Source organism: Salinivibrio sp. AR640 (assembly GCF_001995405.1).
GTDB classification, from domain to species: domain Bacteria; phylum Pseudomonadota; class Gammaproteobacteria; order Enterobacterales; family Vibrionaceae; genus Salinivibrio; species Salinivibrio costicola.
On record NZ_MUFD01000014.1, the window covers coordinates 57,737 to 80,811 of the forward strand.

Annotated in this window: 20 protein-coding genes; 13 read left to right on the plus strand and 7 right to left on the minus strand. The window is 49.6% G+C overall.

All coding sequences use genetic code 11. The features are described from left to right. Positions 1-3 precede the first annotated feature (3 nt). From BZG75_RS08835 to BZG75_RS08845, 3 genes are all read left to right on the plus strand, one after another. Positions 4-492 (plus strand): Lrp/AsnC family transcriptional regulator, encoded by a 489-nt coding sequence (locus BZG75_RS08835; RefSeq protein ID WP_021023429.1) that lies wholly within the window; start codon positions 4-6, stop codon positions 490-492. A 153-nt stretch (positions 493-645) separates the two neighbouring features. Next, the gene (locus BZG75_RS08840) at positions 646-2,205 is read left to right on the plus strand and encodes an NAD-dependent succinate-semialdehyde dehydrogenase (protein ID WP_021023428.1); all 1,560 of its coding nucleotides are present in this window, start codon (positions 646-648) and stop codon (positions 2,203-2,205) included. A gap of 32 nt (positions 2,206-2,237) precedes the next feature. Next, positions 2,238-3,641: an aspartate aminotransferase family protein gene (locus tag BZG75_RS08845; RefSeq protein ID WP_077460674.1), complete on the plus strand. Its 1,404-nt coding sequence runs from the start codon at positions 2,238-2,240 to the stop codon at positions 3,639-3,641. A 75-nt stretch (positions 3,642-3,716) separates the two neighbouring features. Here BZG75_RS08845 and BZG75_RS08850 read toward each other — a convergent pair whose 3' ends face one another. The 3 genes from BZG75_RS08850 to BZG75_RS08860 form a co-directional block, all read right to left on the minus strand. Then, complete coding sequence (locus BZG75_RS08850) at positions 3,717-5,261, minus strand: BCCT family transporter (RefSeq protein ID WP_077576751.1); 1,545 nt, start codon at positions 5,259-5,261, stop codon at positions 3,717-3,719. 186 nt (positions 5,262-5,447) lie between these two features. Beyond that, the gene (locus tag BZG75_RS08855; protein WP_077460673.1) at positions 5,448-5,879 is read right to left on the minus strand and encodes a hypothetical protein; all 432 of its coding nucleotides are present in this window, start codon (positions 5,877-5,879) and stop codon (positions 5,448-5,450) included. 119 nt (positions 5,880-5,998) lie between these two features. After that, entirely contained in the window at positions 5,999-6,298 is a 300-nt protein-coding gene (locus BZG75_RS08860; protein WP_021023424.1) for a DUF6916 family protein, read from the minus strand. Positions 6,299-6,526: 228 nt separating this feature from the next. On the opposite strand from BZG75_RS08860, the gene BZG75_RS08865 reads away from it, so the two are divergent. From BZG75_RS08865 to BZG75_RS08880, 4 genes are all read left to right on the plus strand, one after another. Continuing rightward, on the plus strand, positions 6,527-7,132 hold the full coding sequence (locus BZG75_RS08865) for a TetR/AcrR family transcriptional regulator (RefSeq protein ID WP_101494592.1): 606 nt from the start codon (positions 6,527-6,529) through the stop codon (positions 7,130-7,132). 200 nt (positions 7,133-7,332) lie between these two features. After that, complete coding sequence (locus BZG75_RS08870; RefSeq protein WP_021023422.1) at positions 7,333-8,490, plus strand: iron-containing alcohol dehydrogenase; 1,158 nt, start codon at positions 7,333-7,335, stop codon at positions 8,488-8,490. Between the two features lie 28 nt (positions 8,491-8,518). Next, complete coding sequence (locus BZG75_RS08875; RefSeq protein WP_021023421.1) at positions 8,519-9,541, plus strand: NADP-dependent oxidoreductase; 1,023 nt, start codon at positions 8,519-8,521, stop codon at positions 9,539-9,541. Between the two features lie 248 nt (positions 9,542-9,789). After that, complete coding sequence (locus BZG75_RS08880; RefSeq protein WP_077576753.1) at positions 9,790-11,769, plus strand: sensor histidine kinase; 1,980 nt, start codon at positions 9,790-9,792, stop codon at positions 11,767-11,769. A 17-nt stretch (positions 11,770-11,786) separates the two neighbouring features. Here the strand turns inward: BZG75_RS08880 and BZG75_RS08885 are convergent, their stop codons facing one another. Both BZG75_RS08885 and BZG75_RS08890 read right to left on the minus strand, forming a co-directional pair. After that, a complete protein-coding gene (locus tag BZG75_RS08885; protein ID WP_077576754.1) occupies positions 11,787-12,722 on the minus strand; it encodes an aminoimidazole riboside kinase in 936 nt (311 codons plus the stop codon). Between the two features lie 27 nt (positions 12,723-12,749). Then, on the minus strand, positions 12,750-14,183 hold the full coding sequence (locus tag BZG75_RS08890; RefSeq protein WP_077576755.1) for a sucrose-specific PTS transporter subunit IIBC: 1,434 nt from the start codon (positions 14,181-14,183) through the stop codon (positions 12,750-12,752). A gap of 284 nt (positions 14,184-14,467) precedes the next feature. Here BZG75_RS08890 and BZG75_RS08895 point away from each other — a divergent pair, with 284 nt between their 5' ends. From BZG75_RS08895 to BZG75_RS08920, 6 genes are all read left to right on the plus strand, one after another. Further along, positions 14,468-15,460: a LacI family DNA-binding transcriptional regulator gene (locus BZG75_RS08895; RefSeq protein ID WP_077576756.1), complete on the plus strand. Its 993-nt coding sequence runs from the start codon at positions 14,468-14,470 to the stop codon at positions 15,458-15,460. A gap of 101 nt (positions 15,461-15,561) precedes the next feature. Next, complete coding sequence (locus tag BZG75_RS08900) at positions 15,562-17,259, plus strand: glycoside hydrolase family 32 protein (protein ID WP_077576757.1); 1,698 nt, start codon at positions 15,562-15,564, stop codon at positions 17,257-17,259. Positions 17,260-17,376: 117 nt separating this feature from the next. Continuing rightward, entirely contained in the window at positions 17,377-18,345 is a 969-nt protein-coding gene (locus BZG75_RS08905) for a calcium/sodium antiporter (protein ID WP_077576758.1), read from the plus strand. A 283-nt stretch (positions 18,346-18,628) separates the two neighbouring features. Continuing rightward, positions 18,629-19,969 (plus strand): hypothetical protein, encoded by a 1,341-nt coding sequence (locus BZG75_RS08910; RefSeq protein ID WP_242413593.1) that lies wholly within the window; start codon positions 18,629-18,631, stop codon positions 19,967-19,969. 4 nt (positions 19,970-19,973) lie between these two features. After that, positions 19,974-20,354: a hypothetical protein gene (locus BZG75_RS08915; RefSeq protein ID WP_108742906.1), complete on the plus strand. Its 381-nt coding sequence runs from the start codon at positions 19,974-19,976 to the stop codon at positions 20,352-20,354. A gap of 128 nt (positions 20,355-20,482) precedes the next feature. Next, positions 20,483-21,178 (plus strand): VC0807 family protein, encoded by a 696-nt coding sequence (locus tag BZG75_RS08920; RefSeq protein WP_077576760.1) that lies wholly within the window; start codon positions 20,483-20,485, stop codon positions 21,176-21,178. A gap of 15 nt (positions 21,179-21,193) precedes the next feature. On the opposite strand, the gene BZG75_RS08925 is transcribed toward BZG75_RS08920, so the two are convergent. Next, on the minus strand, positions 21,194-22,432 hold the full coding sequence (locus BZG75_RS08925) for a DEAD/DEAH box helicase (protein WP_077576761.1): 1,239 nt from the start codon (positions 22,430-22,432) through the stop codon (positions 21,194-21,196). Positions 22,433-22,550: 118 nt separating this feature from the next. After that, positions 22,551-22,766, minus strand: a complete 216-nt coding sequence (locus tag BZG75_RS08930; RefSeq protein ID WP_077576762.1) for a TIGR02450 family Trp-rich protein — start codon at positions 22,764-22,766, stop codon at positions 22,551-22,553. Between the last annotated feature and the right edge of the window lie 309 nt (positions 22,767-23,075).

The following is a 23,075-nucleotide window of genomic DNA, read 5'->3' on the forward strand; positions in this document are numbered from 1 at the left end:
GAGATGAAGCTCGACAAATTTGACATCAAAATCCTACACATTTTGCAGCAAGATGGGCGCATCACCAAGTCGAACCTCGCGCACGCCATCAACCTATCCGTAAGCCCTTGTTGGGAAAGAGTAAAACGGCTCGAGCAAGCGGGCGTCATTGAAGGCTACGGCGCGCGTATTAACCCTGATGCCGTGATCAAGCTCAATACCGTATTAGTTGAAATCACCCTCGGCCAACATGATGTGCAGAGCTTTCAACGCTTTGAGCGCGCCATGCAAGCTTGTGACGATGTCAAAGAATGCTGGGCCACAGGCGGCGGGATTGACTATATCGTTCGGCTTGGCGTCACCGATATCGACTACTATCAACGCTTGATTGACCGGTGGCTTACTGATGATCTTGGTATTAAACAGTACTACACCTATATCGTCACCAAACAAGTGAAACGTCCCGCCCTCACGCTCCCGCTCGAGGCTCCTGACACCGCCGCGAATGGATAAGCCTGCAGAAAATTTTATTCGGTAAAAGGTAGGGTTCAGAAAAAAACACCGTTTTATCGTCGTCTAACAAAAAACCTCTTTTCGATAAGTTGCATACAGTAAGAGTAAGCAAACGCTGATAGGCAGCGTGGCGATTTTGTCAGAGGAGGGAGTATGACCGTATTCCAATCACGTGATCTTCACTACACAGGATCAGCGGCCAATACACTACGTCACGATGCGACCGGTAAAGCAAGCGCCGATGTGCTCGCGTATCTTGACGATCAGCGCCTATTTCGGCAACTGGCGTATTGCAATGGCAAATGGGTCAATGGCGAGTCCGATACGCCAGTTTTAAACCCCGCAACCGGCGAAGTGTTGGGCTACACCGCTGCCTTGACTGCCGCACAAGTGAACCAAACCATTGATGATGCCGAAGCGGCTTTTCACCTGTGGCGCGCCGAGTCAGCTGAGACACGGGCAAAACGGCTAATGCGGTGGCACGATCTGATCATGGAAAATCAACACGATCTTGCTCACCTCATGGTGCTCGAACAAGGCAAAACCTTGCGCGATGCCGAGGGCGAGGTGGAGTACGGGGCCTCATTCATTCACTGGTTTGCTGAAGAGGCTAAGCGGGTATATGGCGACACCATGCCTAGCCACATTCCCAATGCGCACCTAGCGACATTACGTGAACCTATTGGCGTGGCCGCCTTGATCACGCCATGGAACTTTCCCAATGCCATGATCACGCGCAAAGCCGCTGCCGCACTCGCCATTGGCTGCAGCGTGATAGTTAAACCCGCAGAAGAAACGCCCTTCTCTGCACTCGCATTGGCCGAGCTTGCAGAGCGTGCGGGGATCCCTGCCGGCGTGTTTAATGTCATTTTAGGCGATCCTCCCATGGTCTCAGCACAATTGTGTCAAAGTGAAAAAGTCAAAGCGCTCAGCTTTACCGGCTCTACCCGTGTTGGCCGGCTACTGCTAGAACAAAGCGCCCAAACCGTAAAAAAATGCGCCATGGAGCTTGGGGGAAATGCACCTTTTATCGTGCTGCCTGATATGGATATTCAACAAGCCGCGCGCGCCGCTATCGATGCAAAATTCCAAACGTCAGGCCAAGATTGCCTGGCGGCGAATAAAATTTTAGTGCCACGTGACAAACATCAAGCGTTCGTCGATGCCTTTGCCGCACTGATGGATGAACTTGAAGTAGGCAATGGTCTATTGCCAAGCACAGACATTGGCCCATTAATTTCACGCCGTGCGGTCGAGAAAGCGCAATCGCTCGTCGATGATGCCATTGCCAAAGGGGCAACTGTGATGGGCGGAAAATTAAATCCCAACCTGGGTGAGAACTTCTTTGCGCCTACGCTTATCACCAAGGTGACGTCGGAGATGTTGGTCTATCAAGAAGAAACTTTCTGTCCCGTCGCTGCTGTGATTGCCTACGATGACTTAGACGAAGCCATCGCCATGGGCAACGATACCGAATATGGCTTATCAGCGTATGTGTATGGCCATGATATTCGAGATATTTGGCGCTGTCTGCGCGGCTTAGAAGTCGGGATGGTCAGTGTCAATTCAGTGAAAATGACCGGCCACCCGATTCCATTTGGTGGCGTCAAGCAGTCGGGCTTAGGCCGAGAAGGAAGCCGTTACGGCATCGACGAATTTAGTGAAATCAAATACTACTGTTTAGGTGGCCTGCCCACGGTAAGCGGCAGTTAATTCAGGTTTGCTGACGGATAAGGAGACTGATCATGCGTCCAGAAACAAAAGCGTTGCTAGAAAAAGACAGAAATACCGTGTTCCATCCCTCTACGCACCTCAAGCAGTATGCGCATGGCGAAATGCCTGGCCGAGTGATCGCGTCAGGTAAAGGGATCCGGATCACCGATTCTGAAGGCATTGAGCTGATTGACGGCTTCGCGGGCTTGTATTGCGTGAATATCGGCTATGGCCGTGAAGAAATGGCAGAAGCCATCTACGAGCAAGCGAAAAAGCTCGCCTACTATCATACCTATGTTGGCCACACCAATGAGGCTTTGGTGACCTTATCAGACCGCTTAATCAACATGGCGCCTGGCATGAGTAAGGTGTACTACGGTATGTCGGGGAGTGATGCCAATGAAACCCAGCTTAAAATTGTTTGGTATTACAATAACGCCCGCGGTAAACCCGAGAAAAAGAAAATTATCTCACGCGACCGGGGCTACCATGGCTCTAGTGTGGCGTCCGGCTCACTAACCGGCCTGCCTTTGTTCCATGCGCACTTTGATTTACCGATTGAACGCATCAAACACACGATGGCGCCCTACTACTATCGCCGTGAAGACAGTGGTATGACAGAGCCAGAGTTCGCACAACACTGCGCGGATGAACTGGAAAAAATGATCTTGGCTGAAGGCCCCGATACCGTCGCCGCCATGATTGCCGAACCTGTACTCGGCACCGGTGGTATCGTACCGCCCCCCGAGGGCTACTGGGCGGCCATTCGTAAAGTGCTGGATAAATATGACGTACTGCTGATCGCCGATGAAGTGGTGTGTGGCTTTGGCCGAATTGGCAGTGATTTTGGATCGATTTATTACGACATGAAACCCGATCTTATCACAGTCGCCAAAGGGCTAACGTCTGCGTATCAGCCACTGTCTGGGGTTATGGTTGGGCATCGCGTCTGGGAGGTGCTTGAAGATGGTACCGATACGTGGGGCGCCATTGGTCATGGCTATACCTACTCTGGGCATCCATTGGGCGCCGCAGCAGCACTGTGTAATCTTGATATCATTGAGCGCGAGAATCTGACTCAAAACGCCGCAACCACGGGCGAATATCTGCAAATGAAAATGAAAGCCGCCTTTGCCGATCACCCATTAATTGGCGATAGCCGCGGAGTGGGGTTACTGCATGCGCTGGAGTTCTCGCCTGACCGCGCCCATCGCAGTCACTTTGATCCCAGCCTAAAAGTGGGACCACAAGTGGCGGCTGCGTGCTTAGAGCAAGGATTGATTGCGCGTGCGATGCCACATGGCGATATTCTCGGCTTTGCGCCCCCACTGGTGGTGACGCCCAATGAAGTGGACGATATCGTCGCAAAAGCCAAAGTGGCGGTCGATAAGGTAATGGATAAACTGGTCACCAGCGGGCAGTGGCAACCTAAATAGCACCTCCCGAGGAAGGCCAGATATAAAAAAAGCGCCGACATTCGGCGCTTTTTCTTTAAGCTATGTATGACGCCATTAATTGGCCGTCGCAGGCTCTAGCGCCAGGTTCGCTTCTTTTTCTTTTTGCATCCGCATCACGGCTACTGGGCCGGTGATAAAGGTAAATGCAATCAAGAAAGACACAGGCACTGCAGTGATCACAATGAACGACTGGAGCGCGTTCAAACCACCGTCTCCGGCGAGCAGAAGCACACCAGCGACCACGCCCATCACAATCGCCCAGAACAGGCGATGTTTACGGGTTGGTTGGTTATCACCAGATACAGCCATCGCAATCGAATACGCCATTGAATCGCCAGTGGTTGCCACAAATGTCGTGGTAAGCAACATAAACGCTGGGATCAGAATCACGCTGTAAGGCAACTGTGACAGTGACGCAATCAAAATCGCGGGTAAGCCGGCATCCGCCATGGGACCAGAAATACTACCGGGTGATTGCAACTCATAGAAGATACCGGTACCGCCCAATACTGAGAACCAGAAGTTAGTGGCAATTGGGGCACAAATCGCAACAGCGAAAATTAGCTCACGAATCGAACGGCCTTTAGAAATGCGCGCAATGAAGATAGCCATCATAGGAGCAAAACCAATAAACCAGCCCCAGAAGAACCAGGTCCACCATGCGTTCCAGCCACCATTATCGGTATTCAGTGCGAGAGTATGCATGTTGTTCAGGTAGTAGCTAAAGCCCGAGCCAAATTGCTCAAAGATAAAGCCGGTAGGACCGAGCACGATAACCGCACCAAGTAACACTGCGGCGCCGATAACGTTCATACGGCTCAGCCATTGCAAACCTTTATCCATACCGGTAAACGCAGAGATGGAATAAATAGCCACGACAGCCGCCAAGATCAGCATTTGCATCGGCATGGTATTTTCAATGCCCACAAAGCTTTCCAAGCTATAACCCAACTGGGTTGCTAAGAAGCCAATTGGACCAATGGTTCCGGCAGCTACGGCAATGATCGAACAAGCGTCGATCACAGAGCCAAGCCAGTGATTTTCTAGCTTGTCACCGAGCAAAGGGTACAAGAGTGCACGAGGACGCAAGCGTACGCCTGCCTGGTGGTGCGCATACATCAGTACAATCGTCGCCAAGGTGCCTAATACCGCCCAGGCTAAGAAGCCCCAGTGGAAAAAGCTTTGGCTTAACGCAGGGGCGACGGTCTCCATCACACCCGCTTCCATCTCACCCAGTGCTGGTGGTGGCGTCATGAAGTGATAGATAGGCTCAGCCGCTGACCAAAAAACACCACCGCCGGCAAGCAGGGTACACATGATCATCGCAACCCAACGAAAACGGCTCATTGAGACGGTATCGGTGGCGCCAAGTTTCAATTTACCAAATTTACTGCCGCCAATAGCTAGCGCCAATACGAAATTGATGACCATTAGCCACTGCCACCAATAACCAAAAAGGTTGGCAGACTCAGAGAATAGAGACTGGATCACAGAGGAAAAGTGTTTTAGGTCAAACAGGGCAAAGGCAAGAAATACAGCGACAAAGCCGATAGTAAATACGGCAACAAGTCGGTCGTTATTTTGTGTAGATTTAAGCATTAGTTCGCTCACAAGGTGTGTGAGGGATGGGACTCTATCAGTGTGGCGAATGAATGACCAGAACAAATTGACTCATAGGGATGGAATAGAAACCGTGACAGACATCACTTATTCAGATTTGGCGGGGGCTGAATAGGTTTATGACATTTTTATTAAATGCACAAAAAGCCACCAGCTTGTGACCTATCAAGCTGGTTCTGCGCTTTTTTGTTTTTTCGTCGTCTTACCTGTCTCTAGGATTTTTTTATGCAACACTATCGTCGCGCGATACAGTTTGGGGTGAACTTGTGCATCGCCTCTTTTAGCACGGTTGCAGGTAGAAATCACCGCAGCAGTAATACAAGCCGCCACTTTTAACTGCCCAAGCTGGTAGGCATAGCTAGCGACTTTAACTGCCATAAAGACGGATTGATCGCTGTGCTTATAGTTACGTACCGCGAACTTCTCAAAGCGGAGAAAATCCTTGTGATAACTTTTGAGGATCCGATTGATGTGGCGATCATAGTAATTTTTGTATTTGGCGTAGCTCCCTTTCGGATTACTCGCCACGATGTCTCTCACCCAGACAGACGCTTGCAGCTGTTCTTTTTCAAATAAGCCACTCAGCCAGGCAAACATATAACCTCCCTACTGCTAGCTTAGCCGCTTTATTCTACTTAATTTGCGCGACTAATCTATCAAAAGAAAGTGCTAAGTGGTTGAGTGGCGGTTATTTAACCAGCAGTAAGAATGGCTGTTCAGGCTTGGGTATTGATGGTGATGGTATACGTCGCATCACCTACAGGTAGCATATGGAGGATCTGCTCTCCTAACTCTGGATGACTGAGCAAATAATTTCCCTGAGGAAAGCGCGTGTCTTCAGGACCTTTTAATACCAAACTGAAATTCTCGACGTAATGGTCGTTTACTTCATCGCCATGACCAGGATGGGTATCAACACGAACAAGCGTCATAGCATATTCAGTATCTGTTCCGTCAATAAGCGTAATCGACTGATCGATCAACTCACTGACATGCTGACAAGATAGTACATTCATCGGCCCTCCCGCGTTCCGTTACTGCGTATTTACGCCTTTTCTCTCTCACCATCAAGATTAGAAGAAAAATCCGACAATGCACAACAGCTTAGTGCTTTTCGGACTTAAAATACGGGAAATATCACTCAGGCTGGGTGATGTTGCGTTAAATCCCCTTGCTGTATCCCCTGATAAAAAAATCACACACAACACTAGACGACCGGTCTAATCTTCATTATGCTACACCACATGAAATCAAGTAGCACATTAGAACACACCAGCCACAACGCTACCCACCAGCATTTGCTGGATACGGGTGTTAATGTAATGGCGCAGTTTGGCTTTAGTGGTGTGGGTCTTAGCGCAATACTGAAACAAGCCGGCGTCCCGAAAGGGTCGTTTTACCATTATTTTGCTTCAAAAGAGCAATTTGGTCAGGCGGTATTGCAGCACTATTTTTCGCGTTATTTAGCGGAAGTAAACAGTTTGCTGTCAGACACTACGCTGCCGCCTATTACGCGAGTTCATCGCTACTTTACCCTTTGGCAGGCCCAGTACTGCAGTATGGATCCCGTTCAAACTTGCTTGGTCGTTAAGCTAAGCGCTGAGGTGGCAGATCTTTCCGAGCCCATGCGGCTTGCGTTGCGTGATGGCACCGACAAACTGATTGGTAGCTTAGCGAGTGCACTCGCGCTCGACGAAAGCAATTTTAACCATGACAACGCCTTAACCACGGCGACGACGCTTTACCAGCTATGGTTAGGGGCAACACTGTTAACAAAACTGCACCGTAATGACAGCCATCTAGCGCAGGCGATGACCATTACGCAACAAAAACTCGGCTTGGCTGACTAGTATAAAAGTCAAACGAACAAACGCAGCATAAGAGGAACAACGATGAGGTGCTAGTGAGCATTTCATTTCCGGTTTTTTGATAAAACAAGCATTTCAATAAGACCCGCCAAGGCGGGTTTTAAATAAACGCTAACTAGACGACCGGTCTAATCAAACGAGAAGACTGATTGACTGACAACAATGAAAAGGAAGGATGAGCAATGAACAACTTTGAGTTCTACAATCCCACACGTATCGTTTTTGGCGAAGGTAAAATTGCCGAGCTGGATCGGCTCATCCCAGCCGCAGCAAAAGTTTTGGTTCTTTTCGGTGGCCAGAGTGCACGCAAAACCGGCACCTTAGGTGAAGTTGAACAAGCACTTGGCGAACGTCAATTTGGCCTGTTCAGTGGTATTGAGCCTAACCCACGCTACGACACGCTAATGAAAGCGGTCGAAAAAGTGCGTGAAGAAGGCTACGACTATCTGCTCGCTGTCGGCGGTGGATCAGTGATCGACGGCACCAAATTTGTTGCAGCAGCAGCGAAATACGATGGCGATGCATGGGACATTCTCACCAGCATGGGCAGCAAAATCGAAGCCGCACTGCCATTTGGCACCGTGCTCACCTTGCCTGCTACTGGCTCAGAAATGAACAAGGGCTCGGTAGTCAATCGCGAGTCAATGCAAGCGAAATTGCCGTTTATGAGCGAATTGGTGTTTCCACAATTCTCAGTGTTGGATCCGGTAAAAACCTATACCTTACCTATCCGTCAAGTCGGCAACGGTGCCGTTGATGCGTTTGTTCACGTGGTTGAGCAATACCTCACTTATCCAGCTAACGCGCCGGTACAAGACAGATTCGCCGAAGGCCTGCTACAAACCTTGATCGAGCTTGGCCCACAAGCGCTGGAAACCCCGGAAGATTACAACATCCGTGCCAGCTTGATGTGGACCGCGACTCTCGCGCTGAATGGTTTGATTGGCGTGGGTGTACCACAAGATTGGTCAACCCATATGCTTGGTCACGAGCTGACTGCCCAACATGGTTTGGACCATGCACAAACCCTCGCGGTTGTGTTGCCGGCAATGTTGAATGAGAAGTTTGAGCAAAAACAAGCCAAGCTCGCACAATTTGCTGAGCGTGTCTGGCATATTGAGCAAGGCAGCGAAGCAGAAAAGGCTCAACAAGCGATTGAGAAAACCCGCGATTTCTTTGAGCGCATGAACGTGAAAACACGCATGAGCGACTATGACTTGGACGAAAGCGCGATTGAACCATTGATTGAAAGCTTAACTCAGCACGGCATGACTCAGCTCGGTGAGCACGGCGATGTGACCCCGGATGTTTGCCGCCGCGTGCTGCAAGCCGCGCTTTAATTCCCGTACTGAATAAGGGAGGACACACATGTCATCACCAATGAACCAACGTTTTGTTCTTGCATCGCGCCCCGTAGGGGCGCCTACTGCAGAGAACTTTCGCTTAGAAGAAGTGGATATTCCTGCTCTCGGCAACCATGACGTCTTAATTGAAAACCACCACTTATCTATCGACCCATACATGCGCGGTCGTATGAGTGATGCAAAATCGTACGCCGAGCCAGTGGCAATTGATGGCCTAATGGTCGGTGCCACCGTGGGTAAAGTGCTGGAGTCTAACCATGCCGATTACCAGTCGGGTGATTGGGTACTCGCTTACAAAGGTTGGGAAACGCATTCAGTTGTAAACGGCGATACGCTGATCAAACTCAATCCGGATCTGGCGCCGGTTTCTTACGCGCTCGGCATCTTAGGGATGCCAGGCTTTACCGCTTACATGGGTTTACTGGATATTGGCCAACCCAAAGAAGGTGAAACCCTCGTGGTAGCAGCGGCAACCGGTCCCGTCGGCGCAACTGTAGCGCAAATTGGTAAGCTAAAAGGTTGCCACGTAGTAGCGATTGCCGGTGGCGAAGAAAAATGTCAATACGCACGTGAAAACCTCAACGTTGACGCGTGTATCGACCACAAAGCAGACAACTTTGCCGAGCAACTCGCTGAAGCCTGCCCTCAAGGCATTGATATCTACTTTGAAAACGTCGGGGGCAAAGTGTTTGATGGTGTAATGCCACTGCTCAACACCGGTGCTCGCATTCCAGTGTGTGGATTGGTGTCACAGTACAACAACACTGCCTTGCCCGATGGCCCAGATCGCCTCTCACAGTTGATGGGCACCATCTTGGTTAAGCGCTTAACCATCAAAGGTTTTATTATCTTTGATGACTATGCGCACCGCTACCCTGAGTTCGCGCATGATATGGCCAAATGGGTCGGCGAAGGCCAAATTCATTACCGTGAACACGCGGTGGATGGCTTTGAGCAAGCGCCGCAAGCACTGATTGATGTGCTAGAAGGCCGTAACTTCGGCAAGATGGTCGTCAATATTAAGTAAAGCTCGCACGCTTTATTTCGCAATACCGAAAACCCTGCCTCCCCTTTAGCGATGGATAGCTAAAGGGGTTTTTATATGCTTTTTACGTGTACTTTTTCACATATGCTTTTTTCTCGCCACATAAATGCACACTAAGGGCTACAATGGTGTGAGATGGCTTAATCATCATTGCTGAGCTTAGATAATACTGGCAGTAATAGGCGATCTGTGCGCACGGCAGCCAGTCGAGAAGAAAGGATGTATCTCCAATGCCCACTCCTACCCCAACAATCCGTCACCAAATTGCTTTCGGTCTCGCACTTGTTCTCGTCATGGCGCTACTCACAATCTTTGCGGTGGTCGAATGGAAAGTAAAGCCCGATCTGATTGACCAGCGACACCAAAAAATCGCCATAAGCCAGCATGGCCTCTTGGACTTGCTCGATGCCAAACTCGGACAGATCGAACTGTTAACCAGTACGATCGCCTTAAAGGGCACCAACCTTCCTAAAGACGAAGCGCTATTCCGCAGCCTCTTTCCCCCGATCTTTAACAATCATGGCGATCCCACGATTGCCGGTGGGGGGATCTGGCCGGAGCCCAACACCTTCACACCGGGCGTAGAACGACGTAGTTTTTTTTGGGGCCGCACAGGACCCGATATGGAATACTATGATGATTACAACAACCCTGATGGCAAGGGTTACCATAATGAACGCTGGTACCTAGCAGGAAAACAAGCACCTATCGATCGCTGCCGTTGGTCCAACGCCTATATCGACCCGTTTACCAAAGAGCCCATGATTACCTGTACCGTGCCCATGAAAGAAAACGATCGCTTTATTGGGGTGGCAACGGTCGACATGAAGCTGAGCGGCATTGCCGACATTCTGTCTCGTTATGGCAAAGAAAACGATGGCTATGTGTTCGCCTTGGACGCTGATAACAAAGCGATAAGCTTCCCCGAAGTAGCGGTAAGATTTAATCCTTATCGAAATACGCTGCGAACGGTTACCGAGTTAGAGCAAGCGCTCCCTTGGCTACAAGAAGCGTTGCAGGCAAGTCAATCTCTCCAAGATAGTCAACTGATCACGATAAAGAACGACGGCGTGCTAAACGAAGCCGCTTACGTTCATATTATTAAATACCCTCAAACCGATTGGGTGATCGGTCTCGTCGTGCCCAAAAGCAAAATGACAGCGGCTGCCGATAGCATGGGACTGTTCCTGATGTTCGCCATTGGCGGGCTGTTGCTCGTTGTGGGAATTATCGCCGCGATTACCGCTCGCAACCTATTAGGTAAAATTCAACAGACCACCCAGCAAATCCGAGAGCTCATTGAAGGTGAAACCACCCAAGAGTTGGCGGTAGGTAAGATGAACGAGGTAGGCGAATTGCGCCAAGCCGTTAACGCGTACGGTGAAAAACTTAAGTCACTACTTAGACGACTCGAAGCGATTCAAGAGGACTTGGTTCAGAATGAAAAGTTGGCATCACTCGGCTCGTTGGTCTCTGGCGTGGCGCATGAGTTGAATACACCCATCGGTAACGCCCGGATGTCTTCCACCTCGATACTCGATACCAAACACGAATTCGTTCACAAACTCGAGCAGCCAATCACCCGCGACGACCTCGATCAGTTTCTCAACCATGTTGAAGACGGGACACGTATTATTGAACGTAATATGTTACGGGCCTCCGAATTAATTCGTGCCTTTAAGCAACTCGCGGTGGATCAAACCAGTGACCACAGACGCGACTTTGAACTACATCTGTTGATGAACGAAGTCCTTCTCTCGATGCGACCGACACTTCAGCGCGCGCCGCACCAGCTCGAAGTCGCTATTCCAGCGGGTATTCTGCTTAACAGCTACCCGGGTGCACTCACCCAAACGTTGATCAACTTAATCAATAATGCGTTAATTCATGCGTTTATCGGGCGTGACGCTGGGCACATACACATCATAGCCACCATGGCGACAACCGAGAGTGTGAGTATCCGCATACATGATGATGGCGCAGGGATGACGCCCGAAGTACAAAAACGTATTTTTGATCCCTTTTACACCACCCGACTCGGGCAGGGTGGGTCGGGGCTTGGCTTACATATCACCTTCAACCTCGTCACCGGCATCCTCGGTGGTCGCATTGAGGTACAAAGTGAGCCCGAACACGGTAGCTGCTTCACCATTACCCTGCCGCTTATCGCCCCCGAACGCGCCCTACCCAACAGTGAGGGCGCGTCGTGAATTGCGCGGATATGGCGCTATTCAACGCTGAGCTGATCCGCTGTGGGTAATGCAGTCATTGCCCCTTTTTCTGTTGTAGCCAGCGCGCCACAACGGTTGCCTTGGCGCACTGCCTTAGTGACTGCTTCTGGTGTCTGCCACTCAGGCAACTGGGCGAGCGCAGCAAGCAAACCGCCCATAAACGCATCACCTGCGCCTGTGGTGTCCACCACGTTTGCCGGTGTGGTCGGCACCTGCCAAACAGTATGGTTGAACGCGACGCGGGCACCTTCACTGCCCTGTGTCACCACCCACAAAGACACATTCGGTGCGCGCTCAGATAATGCGGCTAACCCTGCTTTCACAGAGTTATTTTCAGTGCGTAGGTGCTTAGTGAGTATGACAAGCTCATCATCAGACACCTTAACCACATCCGCCAACGGCAAGGCTTGCCACACAATCTCTAACATCTGTGATTCACTTTGCCAAAGATCATCACGCAAATTAGGATCAAAGCTGACAAAGCCACCATTTTCACGACATGCTTGCATCGCGCCGAGTGTAGCAGAGCGTGATGGCTCGTTCGCAAGGGCAATGGAGCAAGCATGCAACCACTGCCCTTCTTCGAACAATGGGAAGTCGTACGGCTGAACAAACTGGTCGGCACTGGGCTTAACCATAAAGGTGAAGCTTCGTTCACCATGATCATCCAGCTCGACTAATACAGTTGAGGTACGTTGCGCCTCGTCGCGATGCATAAACGCAATGTCCACACCTTCATTTGCTAAGGTAGTCTGCACAAAACGACCAAGCGGTTCGCCACCAACACGGCCAATAAAGCCTGTTTGTCCACCAAGTCGACTGACTGCCACGGCGACGTTAGCCGGGGCACCACCTGGACATTTCAGGTAGTGATGCTCGCCATCAGGGATCAAATCCACCACGGCATCACCGGTAACCCATACCTTGCTCATTACGCTTGCTCCTCGTTCAAGACTCGATTACGCCGCCGCAGCTTGTGCGTATTTTTTACGGGCGCCCAATACATAAGTTACGGAAAACGCAACAACAAAGGCAATCGCCATACCAATGATATAAGGCACCACACCGTCAGGGCGAATGGAGATGATCCCTGGCAAACCCGCTGCGCCCAACGCTTGTGCTTTCACTTTAAAGAAGGTGACAAAAGCCCCCGCACAGGTCGCACCTGCAAGCGCACCAATAAACGGATAACGGTATTTAAGGTTAATACCAAACATCGCAGGCTCAGTGATCCCGAGCAGTGCTGTCACCCCTGCAGGCATCGCAATCCCTTTCGCTTTGACGTCCACGGTTTTTAGCCCAAACGCTAAACAGGCTGCACCTTGCGCCACATTCGACATCGCCGCGATAGGGAAAATAAAGGTACCGCCAGTGACTGCAATATCGGCCAATAATTGGGTTTCAATCGCGATAAAGCTGTGGTGCATCCCGGTGATCACAAAAGGTGCATACACAAAGCCAAACAAAGCACCGCCAATCATCCCTGCGGATTCATAGACCCAGTTCAGACCATCGCCGAGCAAAAAGCCGAGCTCTCGTGTAAACGGGCCTACCAAGGTAAAAGTGATCAGTCCGGTAATAAAAATCGCCAGCAAGGGGGTCAGCAAGTTATCCAACACTGAGGGAATAATGCGACGTAACCCTTGCTCCACTTGTGCGAGAATATAGGTTGCAACCAGCACCGGCAGCACCGACCCTTGATAACCGACTTTTTCGATCTCAAAGCCAAAGATTTCCCACACCGGGATATCTCCAGACACTGCCGCACCACCAAAGCCCCAGCCATTAAGCAAGTCTGGGTGAACCATTAACATGCCTAACGCGGCCCCCAAAAAGGGGTTAGCACCAAACTTTTTACTTGCAGAAAACGCAAGCAGTACAGGTAAGAACACAAATGGCGCATTGGCGAACGTATTGATCATATTGGCCAGATCACCCATTTGTGGGTAGGCCTCAATCAAGGACTTGCCATCGATAATCAAACCTGGCGCGGTGAGGATGTTGAAAATCCCCATCAACAGACCACCGGCGACAATGGCTGGAATAATGGGAACAAAAATGTCTGACAGCCCTTTTACCGCACGTTGTAGCCAATTTTGTTTCTCGGCACCGGCGGCAGCGACGTCTTTCGACGACATATCTGACTGACCCGTCAATTTGCTGAACTCAGCATAAACATTATTGACAATGCCCGAGCCGAAAATGATCTGTAACTGACCACTGACTTGGAACTGCCCTTTCACACCTTCAATTGATTCAATCGCGCTTAAATCCGCGAGGCTATCATCATGAAGTGCGAGTCTTAGCCGCGTGGCACAATGTGCCGCCGCTGCGATATTTTCTTTTCCACCCAGTTTATCGAGTAGTTGTTGTGCTATTTTTTGGTAGTTCATGGCTACTTCCCCTGCACGCTCTCACTGTCTTTGCCACCGTCGCTATTTTTTCTAATGTGGCCGTCACACGTTCCACACTTTCGGGAACGATCCCGAAAATAATGAGCTGAATCCTTTAATCCATCAAGTATCAGGGATTATGGCTGTGATACCGATCAGTAAATTATGGTGCACCCCCTGCCATATATGTGATATCAATCACTAAAAAAAGGGAGTTTGGATAGGTTTGTTTGCAAAGGAGCACTAAATGCACCGATGATGATGCGCTAAGCAAAGGAGAACTCATGGCTAGCTTGAATGATGTCGCCCGTTTGGCGGGTGTTTCCAAATCAACCGTGTCACGCGTAATTAACCAAGAATATGGCGTGAAACCAGCGACTATTGAAAAAGTGAACCGCGCCATCGAGCAATGCGGCTATGTCGTTAACCAAATCGCTAAGGATTTAAAATCCAATAAAACTAACCTTATCGGTGTCATTGTCCCACGAGTGTCATCCCACGCCATGTCAGCCAGTGTCGATGGCCTGAGTCATGTGTTTGATCAAAAAGGGAAACAAGTGCTTTTGGCTAACACTCGCCAGGACGATCAGCGTATTTGTCATTATCTCGATTTATTCAACCAAAAACGCGTAGAAGGGATCCTACTGTTTGCATCGACACTCAACCCCGCCTTGGTCCAAGCAATTAAGCGCTCGAGTGCACCAGTCGTGGTGATTGGTCAAGATGGCTCTCCTTACAGCATCCCCAGCGTGATTCATGATGATTACCGGGTTGGCTTTTGCGCCGGCGAGCAACTGATTAAAGCCGGTTGTCAACGTATCGGATTCCTAGGTGTGCAAGCCGCAGACATCGCGGTTGATCAGCAGCGCTATCAAGGACTTGAGAATGCGTTGACCACACTCAGTCAAACCGAACCTTTATTCCATTATCAAGGGCAATTCTCGATTCAATCTGGCCATGTCGCGATGACCGCTATGCTCGATCAATATCCAGAGATAGACGGCGTTTTTTGCGCCACCGACCGTATTGCTATTGGTGCCATCCAAGCCCTACAAACACATGGGATCACACCGGGTCACACTGTGAAGCTGATTGGTGTGGGTGATGATGAGCTTGCACACGTAGTATCACCGAGCCTATCCACCTTTAACTATGCCTTTGATGCGGCAGGTGAAAGCGGCGCAAAAATGTTGCTTGAATTACTGGAAACGGGACAAAGCCATGTCTCTAAATTAGTGATGGGATTTAACTACGTTAGCCGTGACACCTGCCCCTAAAAAGGCGATGTGTTGGGCAGAAGAGGTAAATTCCACTTGCACTCTTACCCTCTTATTCGCTATTTTTGGAACGTTCCCGAAAATAGCATTGGTACGGATAGATGGAAATAACCCCAGCAAGCTTGGTTGATGCGTGCGGTGGCGCAGATAATCTGCGCCGCGTATTGCGTCATCAAGGCAAAATAATCATTGAGCTCATTGAGCTTGAGCGCGTAAACCAAGAAGCCCTTTCAATCAGTACGATTGACCATTCGCTGCGCCAAATCACACTTGCTCACCCCGTGAATCAGAACACACTGACGGCTCTGGGACGCCTTATCGATCACAACCTGCGTGAGCAAGCCGCGCCCTGCTACGCTTCATTCAGCAAGACAGACTTCCATCGTCCAACTTGGCATATCAGTCCCCCTCAAGGGCTGCTCAATGACCCCAATGGCTTTATCTACTTTCAAGGGCACTATCACCTTTTTTATCAGTGGTACCCGTTTGCCTGCGAGCACAAAGATAAATTCTGGGTACATCTCATCAGCCCTGATGGGGTGCAATGGCGCAGCGTGCCCCTTGGTCTTACCCCCAGCGATTGGTATGACAGTCACGGGGTGTTTTCGGGTCACGCCATGGTAATAAACGACGCCTTATGGCTTTATTACACCGGCAACACCCGTATTGGCCCTGAGCGCCTACGCCAAACCACCCAGTGTGTGGCTCGGTCAACCGATGGCATTCACTTTGAAAAGCTTGGGCCAGTGATTGATGCCCCACCTGCTGGCGTCACCGAACATATTCGCGATCCCAAAGTCATTTATGATGGCGAACACTACCGGATGTTACTTGGCGCACAGCGTGAAGACAAAATAGGTCGCCTGGCGCAGTATTCCTCCATTGATGGCCTGCATTGGCGCTACGACGGATTGAGTGGCGACAGCTTCGGCGACCATGGCTATATGTGGGAATGTCCCGATTTGTTCCCATTAAATGACCAATGGCTGTGTATCCTCTGCCCACAAGGCAGCACAGCGCCAACACCCGATCACCACGTGCCTCACCACAATGGTTACGCCAAAGCCACACTAGAAGCAGACGGCATCAGACTTGATGACTGGCAGATACTGGATCATGGGTTTGATTTTTATGCGCCACAGACAGCTCAGACCCCTGACAATAAGCGCATGCTAATAGCTTGGATGGGTCTCCCAGACGAGGTGGATCAACCCAGTCAAAGTGCGGGTTGGTTGCATCAGTTAACCTGTCCACGTGAGTTACGCTGGGAAAATGGGCAAATTTATCAGCGTCCAGCGACCGCACTGCAACGCCTCAGAGGTCCTCAGCAACTTTTAGTGATTCGGACCGAGAGCGACGCGACCTCCGTGGATTTGGGCACCAAGCAATTTGAGCTCAGTACCAATCTACCCATTCCAAAAAGCGGACAATACACTCTGTATTTTCACAGTCGCAGTGGCATTGCTTCTCATGCGACATCGACGGAGCCGTCTGGTTGTGCCCTCACCATTGACGGCAACAATCGCACCCTAACGCTTGATAGAAGTACAAGCCTCGCCACGGAAGGAGACACGCGTCGCTGTATTCACTTGCCTGAGCAGTTGGAAGAGTTACCGCTACAAGTCCTCGCCGATACCAGCTCATTAGAGTTTTTTATCGGTAATGGCCAATGGACAATGACTAGTCGTTATTTCAGCGCTACCGACGCGACCTTTCTTGCTGTGACACGCGATCATCACGATGTCCCCCTACCAAAGGAGATTGATTGGTATGCGTTAAAGAAGGCGAGTGTGGGTTAACGTTGCCATACATTTTTTTGTTGCAAAGCTTAAAAACTATGTCATTAATACCGATCTCACGCGACGTTTGATGGGTACAGACCTCGTTCATCAACCAGTATTAATGAAGGAGAACCTATGCTGCTAGCAACACTTGCGATTATCGCTGGATTTGCGTTGTTGGTATGGAGTGCCGACAGATTTGTCGACGGCGCGGCTGCGAGTGCTCAGTACGCCAACGTGCCTCCTTTATTAATCGGCATGTTGGTGGTCGGGTTTGGCACATCCGCGCCAGAAATGGTGGTTTCGGCGATGGCCGCGATGGATGGCAACCCGGCGTTAGCGCTGGGCAATGCGATAGGCTCTAACATCGTCAATATCACCTTAATACTCGGGGTCACCACGCTGATCGCCCCGATTGCGGTGCATTCCACCATTGTCCGTAAAGAATTACCGATTCTTCTCGTCGTCACTTTGGCGGTTGGCGCCATGCTATGGAATTATGCCATTAGCTTTACCGAAGCCTTGATCTTAATCGGTGGATTTTTACTGCTGGTTGGATGGTCCATCAAGCATGCTATGCAAACCAAAGACGATCCGCTCGCGCAGGAGGTGAATGCCGAGCTAACCAATCAACCACTTTCTAGAAAACAGGCGTTGATATGGCTGGTGATTGGCCTAGTGCTGCTGATTATTAGCTCGCGGATTTTGGTATGGGGCGCGGTTGAAATCGCGCAACAACTTGGCGTGAGTGATTTGATCGTTGGCCTAACCATCGTCGCCCTCGGCACTTCCCTCCCTGAATTGGCAGCGTCTATCATCGCCGCCCGCAAAGGCGAACACGATATCGCCGTGGGCAACGTGGTCGGCTCGAACATGTTCAATGCGCTGGCCGTGATTGGTATCGCCGGCCTTATCGAGCCCATTAACGAGATTGGTAGAGAAGTCTTCTGGCGAGATTGGATGGTGATGCTGGCTGTGACCGTATTGCTGATTTTGGTCTCTGTTCGCTTTGGCAAGACACGCGAAATTAACCGCGCGGAAGGGGTATTACTGCTCGCCTGCTATGTGGGTTACACCAGCATGCTGGTTTATGCGACGTGGTAGGAAATAGATGAGGTTTCGCAAACGTTTAACACACCGAGCTTGATATAGCTCCTACCGAAACGAAAGTCAGTCCAATAAGTAAAACAATTTATTCGATACTGCTCCAATAAGTTGATCTACCTTCCCATCCGGTTCAAATTAGGCCGAGCATTTGTATCGAACTTTGCTAGCATTAGGCACTAAAAAACAGGCACAATAACCTTTATGGGGGTTAGCGCGCACGCAATACACCTGTTATGTCGCTCGTTTGTGATAACGCTCAGTTGGCTCAGAGAAAAACTCAATGAATTACTTCACATCTAAACAGTCTTATCATTGTCCATTTTTCAAAAGTCCAGAAACATGTAACTGTGCATCCTGTGTTAACCATAGATTGATGCAGGAAAGCAAGGAAGCAATCAAACGTGCAGAAGCAAAGAACTTTGCAGGCGGTGGATCGATACCAAGTGTCAGCACAGTGCCGGAACCAACACCGATTCAAGAAACCACACAGCAAAAAGTAGCACGTCAACGTAAAAATCGAATTGAGGAAACCGAAAAAGGCTGGGAGAAGATACAGGCAGCAATGTTTGACTTAGCTTGGATGCAGTCGCCCAAAACTCAATCTCAAAGTGCGCTATGGAAAGCGCTATTTACCGACGATACATCTAAGGAAAAACAACAACTTATAAAAAAAGCGAACACTCACCTCAACGAGCCTGTTAGAGAAGGAGAAATCGTTGTTATTCCAACCGCAGAGCCAAGGAATACCAAAGAGAAAGAGGCTCTAATCGCGCTCCAAGAAGAGGCGGCAATAGGCAGCCTAGAGCTGGGAAAACTGAGCGATGATTCTCTTTCATTGGTTAATCGTCATTTGGAGCTACTTGACTATTTTGCTGACGACGCCTTGTGTACCATCGATGAAAGCGAGTCCGGTAAGTATTATGATTATGCCTCTATCGGAGTGGGTATCGCCGCCGGATTTGTTCAAAAACATCTCGAGAACATTCAAGGCATCTTGTCAGAGCTCAATGAGCTCTATGTCGACGATTTGGCCAAGAACGGTAAACCCAGTGCCACGTTTTTTGCTCAACGCGCAAGCTTGTTCAAAAAGCTTGATGACTCATTCGCGCGTTTGTCCAAGCGCAGCGTAAAACTCCCCTTATATACACAAGTTAGGCGTAACCTAAAGCTTTCAACTAAATCCGTCATTCATCACGCTGACGAAATTATTAGCAAAGGCTATGTTAGTAATCTCGGAAAGCGCATCGCGAATATCTCTATTGGGGTAGATGCATCACGCGCTGGTGGTTACGTTGGATTAATGCTAGGTGGTGCAAGTGTCGCAGATAGCATTTATGAAGCCTGTAATGTTGATAGTTATGGTGAATGTGGGAGAACGACTACACGTAAAACTGTAGGATTTATAAGTTCAATCCCCGCAGGCACAGTTGGTGGTCAACTTGCTGCAGCCGGAACAGTATTACTATTGGGAGCCGTGGGGATCGCTTCGGCACCAGTAATTGCAGTCGCCGCGCCAGCAGCTTTTGTAGTAGGCGGCTTTACTGGCGGCCACTATGGTGGCCAAGCTGGTGAGTTCGCTGGCGATAAGCTCTACCAAGTCTACGAGTACATTATGGAGTAATTACATGCATGCACCTGATTTTTTGAATCTTTTAATAATGGGCTCAATACTTATTTTTGGAGGATACGCCTTTTTGTGGGCTGTACCAGCCGTCTTTATACTCGCAATCTTGGCGCTTAATGACATCAAACGCATTGAATTTATAGACCAACAACTTGCTAAAGATGTAAAACAACTTCACAGCAGGCTTGATTATCAATTATCTTATAAGATCGTGAACCGCTTTACTCTTTACTGCGTTTCCTATCCGCTTATTCGATATCGCCAAACGACCCATTCCTGGAAGTTCAAATCCTTTATGTGGTTAAACTTTTTAGGGTTTTGGAGCTTAATTTTAGCGATTATATTTTCTTACCTATCCGAATATTTAAATATACCAATCTAATCTTCGTATCTATTTCACACATAGTTACACAACGGTGCGCTGTAACGCTTTACATCAATCGCGACTAGATGAACACTGCGTGGCACAGTACAATGGCAGCTCATGTCGCGTAGAGTCAGTAAAATACTATGAGTAACACAACGGCGAAGAAGCCGAGTCCCCTGTTTGAAATCCTGTTCAACGTTTTTATCCCCTCGATCATCTTGATGAAGTTGAGCGGGGATGAATACCTAGGCACAGCCATGGCATTGGTCGTCGCTTTGGCGTTTCCTCTCATATACGGCGGGATGGATCTGGTCCGCAACCAGAAATTCAATTTTATCGCTGCACTTGGCTTTATCAGCGTGTTACTGACAGGCGGGATTGGCTTGTTGGAGCTAGATACGCGTTGGTTAGCCTTGAAAGAGGCGCTGATCCCGGGCCTCATCGGTTTAACCGTGTTGGGCTCAACCTTTACCCGCTACCCACTGATGCAAAAGTTAATATTGAATGACACCGTGCTCAACCTCTCGTTGATTAATCAGCGTTTAAAAGAGAATGATCAATCCTCGGCCTTTGAACGTTGTCTGATGCGGTCTAACTATCTATTCGCCAGCACCTTTGCGTTCTCATCGGCGATGAATTACTTCCTGGCGACTTGGATCGTGACCAGCCCTGCGGGCACGCCCGCCTTTAATGAAGAGCTGGGTAAGATGACGCTATACAGTTATCCGATGATTGCTATCCCTAGCATGTTGATGATGTTCGGTATTTTCTATTACATTTGGCGTCAGGTACGCGCGATGACATCGCTAGAAACAGAGCAAATCTTCCACCTCAAATAACAACCCTGACACGCCTTACTTTGCCCCCGGCGCTGGGCGTTTCGGCTTCGCCTGGAACTGCTTAATGCTCTTTTTCGCATTCGTGCGTCGGTTGGCTCTCTTGTCGCGAGGAGCGCGTTTGCTTTCCCCTGTCGATGGTTTGTCTGTCACCGGGAAACCGTCCAGCTCTTGCACGGGCAATGCTCTTTGCGTGAGATGACGAATGGCGTTGAGTGCGTCCATTTCACCATGACACACCAAAGACATGGCCACACCTTGTTCACCAGCACGAGCAGTGCGCCCCACGCGGTGAATATAGGTTTCGGCGTGCATGGGCAATTCAACATTAATCACCACCGGTAAGTGTTCAATGTGAATGCCACGCGCTAATAGATCGGTGGCGATCAACACGTTGATTTGGCCAGATTTGAATTGCGCCAGGGCTTGCTCTCGCTCGGTTTGAACTTTATTGCCATGCAGTGCACTGGCCGAGATGCCCGCTTTGTTGAGCTTTTTCGCCAAGCCATCGGCATTTTCTTTCGCTCCCACAAACACCAACACTTGTGACCACGCGTTTTGCTTGATGCATTCAATCAAGGCTTTCGCTTTGCTGCCTTTGTTGACCAAGTAAAGTGTTTCAGTGACCTCTTGATGGGTGCTGTTTTCTTGATGCGCGGCGAGCTGTTTTGGCGCAATCATTAGCTGGTTGGCTTTTTGCTTGAGCGCATCGGAAAACGTCGCTGAAAACATCGCGGTTTGGCGTTTACGTGCAGTTTGCATCGCAATATTTTGCACATCCGGCCAAAACCCCATATCGAGCAAACGATCCGCTTCATCCAAAATAAGATAATGTACCGTGCTCAAATCCAAACCATTATTGGCTAAATCTACCAAGCGCCCTGTCGTCGCCACAAGAATATTGGGATTTTCCGCCAGTGCTTGTTGTTGCGCCGCTTTATCAACACCGCCACACAAGCAAATGGCACTGAGATCTAAGGCGCTACCCACTTGGTTGATCGCGTCACTGACCTGCATCGCCAGCTCACGCGTTGGCACTAAAATCAGCGCTTGATGCTGAGGGTTTGCGTTTAACGCTTCCAGCAAAGGCAAACCGTAGGCAAGCGTTTTGCCGCTACCGGTGTTTGCCAATGCCAATACATCATTACCGGCTAACAGCTCAGGGATCGCCAGCGCTTGGATGGCCGTTGGTTTTTTAAACGCGGTGGGCAGTGCGTGAAGCAATGTAGAACACAAGGAGAGAGCAGAAAACGGCATGAACGAGACCTTTATTTAGCGGCAGCCAACATCACAAAGATGCGTGAAAACAGGGCGCGGACTGTACCACACTCTGCTCGATAACCTCGCCTATTTTAGATACTCACACCGCGTGTATTCATTTCCATCCTTGACGCCACTTCTCATCATTTTTGAGCTCACGCCAGTCGATCGGATACGCTTTTTTCGATAGCACCGACTCGAGCACGCATAACACCACCACACCGTCTTCATCATACTCAACGTCAGAGACTACAAAGTGCTTCTCGCGATGGATGGGTTTTACCGCCGTCCACTTGCTATTGCGTAACTTGGCTGGATTGATTTGGTTCACACTCACCCCGTTAGATATTGCATCGGTTAAACATAGCGATACCTAGTACGAACGGGGTTCGGTTTGGTTCAATGGCTGGGGTTGGTATGCTACCTCTCACGAGCACTAACTCGTTCCCACGCTCCTGCGTGGGAACGAGAAAAGTGACATCTCATCTGCTCACTTCTTGGCTGCGCTCGTGTTGAAAAAAGAGTCAGACGCAGCGCCTACCTATGCGCATTCGAACTATTTACTTAATAAAGCAACGGGGTTGTTCAACACCCAAATAAAACGTCTGCTGCGCGAAAATTATACTTATTTATTATATTT